Source organism: Acidovorax sp. (assembly GCF_022763525.1).
Lineage (GTDB): Bacteria > Pseudomonadota > Gammaproteobacteria > Burkholderiales > Burkholderiaceae_C > Acidovorax.
In genome coordinates this window covers 1-4,942 of sequence record NZ_JALEGG010000015.1, presented here as the reverse complement: position 1 = coordinate 4,942, position 4,942 = coordinate 1, and the positions used below count along the sequence as shown (strand labels likewise).

Here is a 4,942-nt window from a genome sequence, read left to right as displayed (position 1 = left end):
CTCTGCGACAGGGCACACCCCGCCGAGGCCAAGGTGAACATGGCAATTCCGCACAGGACCACTGGCCGCCGGCCAAAGCTGTCCGCCAGTGCCCCATGGAAGAGGTTCATGAAGGCAAAGCCAAAAAGATACGCCGACAGCGTCTGCTGCATCTCCACAGGTGTGGCGCCCAGCGCGTGGGCAATCCCCGAAAACGCCGGAATGTAGGTGTCGATCGAGAAGGGCCCCAACATGCCCAGCACAGCCAGGAGGACAGCCAGCGCCCATTGGGGAGCTCGCCAGAGTGTCTGGGCGTGAGGATTCATGCTGTCTCTTTGGTTGGGATTGCGGTGCGCCAGAGCGCTGGAATGAACGGTAATACGGGCCGGGGCCCTGCGCAGCTTTGGTTGCGCGATTCATCCATGGCATGGCAGGGAAAAAATAGCCCGCACGGGGGCGGGCTAAATCTTGCATACCTCGACTTCGTGGGATCGAACCGCCATCGCTGGCGGCATTTGCAATGCTAGTCGAAGCGATGCAAGCGGACTTTCTTGAAGCTGGGCAAGTGTGACATATTTAACGCGCTTGGCAAACCAGGCTAGCGCGCGGTAGGGGCGACTTCATGGATTGGGCGGCTCGACTATGGCTCGACTGCGTGTAGCAACCCCAATGCAAAAAGGCGCTACAACCGATGAAGTTGTAGCGCCTTTTGACGTTTGGTGGGTCCTGAGTGACTCGAACACTCGACCTACGGATTAAGAGTCCGCTGCTCTACCAACTGAGCTAAGAACCCAAACTTTTCTTTAATCTGTCTGCATTGCTGCAGAGCCTCGAATTATGCACCAATTTTTTGGCTCTTTGCAAGTCGCAGCCAAAATTATTGCATGGCGTTGCGGCTGGCCAGCTCGACGAACAGGCCGCTGTGGTCCAGTTCGCCCAGGCCGTGGTCCACGCCTTCGGCATACAGTCTCTCGAACAATGCGGTGATGGGGGCGTCAAAGCCGATCTCGCTGGCCGTGGCGAGGGCATTGCGCATGTCCTTGAGCTGCACGGCCATGCGGCCGTGCGGCGTGAAGTCGCGCTCCACCATGCGCTGGCCGTGCAGTTGCAGGATGCGGCTGTCGGCAAAGCCGCCTTGGATGGCTTCGCGCACCTTGGCCATGTCGGCTCCGCCTTTGGCTGCGAAGAGCAGCGCCTCTGCCACTGCGCCAATCGTGATGCCCACGATCATCTGGTTGGCCAGCTTGGTCAACTGGCCGGCGCCGTGGGGCCCTACGTGCGTGGCACGGCCACAGGCCGCAAAGACGGGCTGAGCCCGTGCGAAGTCTTCCGGGCGTCCGCCGACCAGGATGGCGAGCGTGCCGTTTTCTGCGCCCACCGTCCCACCCGACACGGGGGCGTCCAGGTGGGCCATGCCCATTTCGCCCAGGCGCGCCGCGTGGTCCCGCGCTTCGCGCGGCTGGATGGATGCCATGTCAATGAACAGGGTGCCCCGGCGCATGGCCCTGGCCGTGCCCAGTTCAAAAAGCACGTGACCTACTACCGGTCCGTTTTCGAGAAGGCTGATGACGACGTCGGCGTTCTGAATGGCATCGGCAGGCGTTTCGTGAATGGAGATGCCTTGCTGGGACAGGGGTTCGGCCTTGGCGCGCGTACGGTTCCAGGCATGCACTTGATGCCCGGCTTCCTTCAGGCGGCGTGCGATGGGGCTGCCCATCATGCCGATGCCAAGAACTGCAATGTGAAGCGGATGGGGGGTCATGGCGTCTTTCGTCCCAAAACGTTGGTGGTCTTTGTGTGCATTCCCATGATGTGCCTTTTTGGTGCATTTGCCTGTCATGGAGCTTGCAGCGTGGTGTGAATGGAATGATGATGCCGCGGACAAAGGAAGGAGACTCGACCATGAACTTGCCGCTGCACGACCCCGCCTGGCTGGAGCGCATGTACAACAACCGTGCGCTGGTGCCCGACCACATGGATTACCTGCAGCGCTGGGCGCGTGACTCGGCGCAGGTGCGGGCCCAGGTCCCGTGCGCGCTAGACGTGGCCTACGGCCCAGGCGCCGGGGAAACGCTGGATGTGTTTCCTGCCTCCGGTTCCACCGGTGGCGGGGGCCCACCCGTGCCGGTGCTGGTTTTCATCCACGGGGGCTACTGGCGCTCGCTCGACAAGTCCGACCACTCGTTCATTGCTCCGCCTTTTACCCAGGCCGGCTTTTGCGTGGTGGTGGTGAACTATGCGCTGTGCCCGGGAACCCCCGAGGCGCCGGTGAACATACCGCACATCGTGCGGCAAATGGAGAAAGCGCTTGGCTGGGTGTGGAAGCATGTCGGCGCCCACGGCGGGGATCCTGGGCGCATCACCGTGGCAGGGCATTCGGCTGGCGGCCATCTCGCGGCGCTGCTGCTGACCAGCGTCTGGCCGCTCATCGGGGCGGAACTGCCTGACGGTCTCGTGCGCAACGCTCTGTCGATCTCCGGGGTGCACGACCTAGAGCCCCTCATGCACACGCCGATGTACCAGTCGGTGCTGAACCTGACCGAGCAGCAGGTGCTGCAGTACAGCCCCGCCCGCCTGCTGGAGCCTCCTGCGGGTCAGCTGTTCTGTGCCGTAGGGGCAGACGAAAGCCCTGAATTCCTGCGACAGAACCAGCTCATGCAGGATGCCTGGGGCAGCCACTTTGTGCCCCGCAGCGTAGCCCTGCCGGGTCTGCACCATTTCAGCATCGTCGATGCGCTGGCCGCACCGGGGCACGACCTGCACCACATGGCGCAGAACCTCCTGCGGGCCTGAAGCCAGCGTCTTCACCCTGGCGTTGTGCGGCGGAGAAGAAGGCCGCCTTGGAAAACGGCCGCGCCCTCCGGCTCGGCCGCTACATCAGCAGGTGCTCGCCCGCGTTGTCCCCGCCCAGGATCACGTAGTTCACCTTCCGGATGTCCATGAGCTTCTTGCCGCCAGAGTAGCTGATGGAGCTTTGCACGTCCTGCTCCATCTCGATCAGCGTACCGGCGAGCTGGCCCTTGATCGGCTCCAGGATCCGCTTGCCTTCCACGTGCTTGTACTCGCCCTTGTTGAAGTCGCTCGCCGAGCCGTAATACTCCTTGAACAGTTCCCCGTCCACTTCCACCGTCTTGCCCGGCGATTCTTCGTGCCCCGCGAACAGCGAGCCGATCATCACCATGGTGGCCCCAAAGCGGATGCTCTTGGCGATGTCGCCATGGCTGCGGATGCCACCGTCGGCGATGATGGGCTTGGTGGCCACGCGCGCGCACCACTTCAGCGCCGACAACTGCCAGCCGCCGGTACCAAAGCCGGTCTTGAGCTTGGTGATGCACACCTTGCCCGGGCCCACGCCGACCTTGGTGGCGTCAGCGCCCCAGTTCTCCAGGTCGATGACGGCCTCTGGCGTGGCCACGTTGCCAGCGATCACGAAGGCCTTGGGGAGCTTGGCCTTGAGGTAGCCGATCATGTTCTTCACGCTGTCGGCATGGCCGTGGGCGATGTCGATGGTGATGTATTCGGGTGTGAGCCCCAAGGCCACCAGTTGGTCGACGGTGTCGTAGTCGGGCTGCTTGACGCCCAGCGAGATCGAGGCGTAGCAACCCTTGGCGTGCATGTCCTTCACGAATTGGAGGTTGTCCAGGTCGAACCGGTGCATTACGTAGAAGTAGCCGTTCCGGGCCATCCAGGTGCAGATCTTCTCGTCCACCACGGTTTTCATGTTGGCTGGCACCACGGGGATGCGGAACGAGCGGCCGCCCAGTTCCACGCTGGCGTCGCATTCCGAGCGGCTTTCCACGCGGCATTTGCGTGGCAGCAGCAGGACGTTGTCGTAGTCGAAGATTTCCATGAGATTCCAAGCTCCATCAAAGGGCGCCGCCAAACAATTTTGGCGGCGGTGGGCGCTTGGCTTGCGGTCCGGTCTTGCGAGGGCGACCGTGAAAGGCCACCCCGAACCCTGCTGTGCGCAGGCACAAAAAACCGGGCGTCAAGAAACTTGGGCCCGGTGATTGATTCTACCGACCCGGCTGCCGCGCCCTATAACGGACTTGGTATGAACCGTATCGGCGGCGTGGTCATCGGCAGGCAGACTGCGCTGCCGCAATGACCCGCCCCTGTTCGTCCTGCACCCAGCCCACCACGCGCAGGCGCTGTGCCTGCGCACCCTCGGGAACGCGCATCGGCCGGGCCTCCATCCAATGCCCTTGCTCTTTTTTCAGGAGCTGATCGCGCTGATTCCATCTGCCCTGGAGCATGTTTCGAACGATATTCCGGCCCACTGGCGTGCCCTCGGTTCCTGCGGGGACGGACTCGACCAGCAGCAGGTAGAAATTCACTGCGCCCACCGTTGCACCCGCTGGCGCGGGGCGCTGGCGGGCGCCTGTGTAGCGGATCGACGTGCCCAGGTAATCGTTGAATGGCATGCCGTGGGCCACGCGCAGCCGGCCGGTGGACCCTTTTTCCACACTGGCCACATGCACGTCGCGGGCAGAGGGGGCCTTGCGGCCCAGGGCCTCCAGCCGCGCCAACGCATCACGCGTGGCAGCGGCCGACAGCGGGGCCTCGTCGCCGGAAGGGGCCGGGACGATCCAGTCGAGCACCACCACGCTGGCGCTGGCAGCGGGAGCCGGCGTGGCGGGATCCGACCAGCAGGCCTCGCAGTCGGCATCCAGGAAGCGCTCGAACAGGGTGACGGGTGCGGTCACCCCATCGCTGCTGCAACTGGACTGGGCCGCCAGATGGGGCGCATGGCAAGCCAGCAGGGAGGCAGCCACCAGGGCAAGGGGATTGATGTGGGCCATGGGTGAGGGCGGTTTCTACAATGGCTGCATGTTCCCACAAGATCCGTTTTCGGGCGCACCCGAAGCCCTGGTGCCCCCCCATGCCGGCGCGGCCTCGGCCGCATCGCCCCTTCTGGCCAATCTCAACGATGAACAGCTGGCTGCCGTCACGCTGCCCGCGG

Annotated in this window: 5 protein-coding genes and 1 tRNA gene; 1 reads left to right on the top strand and 5 read right to left on the bottom strand. The window is 63.7% G+C overall.

Translation table 11 applies throughout. The features are described from left to right. The 3 genes from MRY84_RS01195 to MRY84_RS01185 all read right to left on the bottom strand — a co-directional run. A partial coding sequence (locus tag MRY84_RS01195; RefSeq protein ID WP_291503947.1) for an MFS transporter occupies window positions 1–305 on the bottom strand: 305 nt, incomplete at its 3' end. Between the two features lie 391 nt (window positions 306–696). Continuing rightward, window positions 697–772: transfer RNA gene (locus MRY84_RS01190), tRNA-Lys, on the bottom strand. An 84-nt stretch (window positions 773–856) separates the two neighbouring features. Next, on the bottom strand, window positions 857–1,819 hold the full coding sequence (locus MRY84_RS01185; protein ID WP_291503946.1) for an NAD(P)-dependent oxidoreductase: 963 nt from the start codon (window positions 1,817–1,819) through the stop codon (window positions 857–859). A 62-nt stretch (window positions 1,820–1,881) separates the two neighbouring features. Here MRY84_RS01185 and MRY84_RS01180 point away from each other — a divergent pair, with 62 nt between their 5' ends. Next, a complete protein-coding gene (locus tag MRY84_RS01180) occupies window positions 1,882–2,772 on the top strand; it encodes an alpha/beta fold hydrolase (protein WP_291503945.1) in 891 nt (296 codons plus the stop codon). A gap of 79 nt (window positions 2,773–2,851) precedes the next feature. Here MRY84_RS01180 and MRY84_RS01175 read toward each other — a convergent pair whose 3' ends face one another. Together MRY84_RS01175 and MRY84_RS01170 are read right to left on the bottom strand one after the other, a co-directional pair. Then, window positions 2,852–3,829 (bottom strand): GMP reductase, encoded by a 978-nt coding sequence (locus MRY84_RS01175; protein WP_291503944.1) that lies wholly within the window; start codon window positions 3,827–3,829, stop codon window positions 2,852–2,854. Between the two features lie 226 nt (window positions 3,830–4,055). Continuing rightward, window positions 4,056–4,781, bottom strand: a complete 726-nt coding sequence (locus tag MRY84_RS01170) for a hypothetical protein (protein WP_291503943.1) — start codon at window positions 4,779–4,781, stop codon at window positions 4,056–4,058. Between the last annotated feature and the right edge of the window lie 161 nt (window positions 4,782–4,942).

Bases quoted from the DNA above. Each gene is read 5' to 3' on its own strand.
- MRY84_RS01185 (WP_291503946.1), bottom strand. From the start codon at position 1,819: ATGACAGGCAAATGCACCAAAAAGGCACATCATGGGAATGCACACAAA.
- MRY84_RS01180 (WP_291503945.1), top strand. From the start codon at position 1,882: ATGAACTTGCCGCTGCACGACCCCGCCTGGCTGGAGCGCATGTACAAC.
- MRY84_RS01175 (WP_291503944.1), bottom strand. From the start codon at position 3,829: ATGGAAATCTTCGACTACGACAACGTCCTGCTGCTGCCACGCAAATGC.
- MRY84_RS01170 (WP_291503943.1), bottom strand. From the start codon at position 4,781: ATGGCCCACATCAATCCCCTTGCCCTGGTGGCTGCCTCCCTGCTGGCT.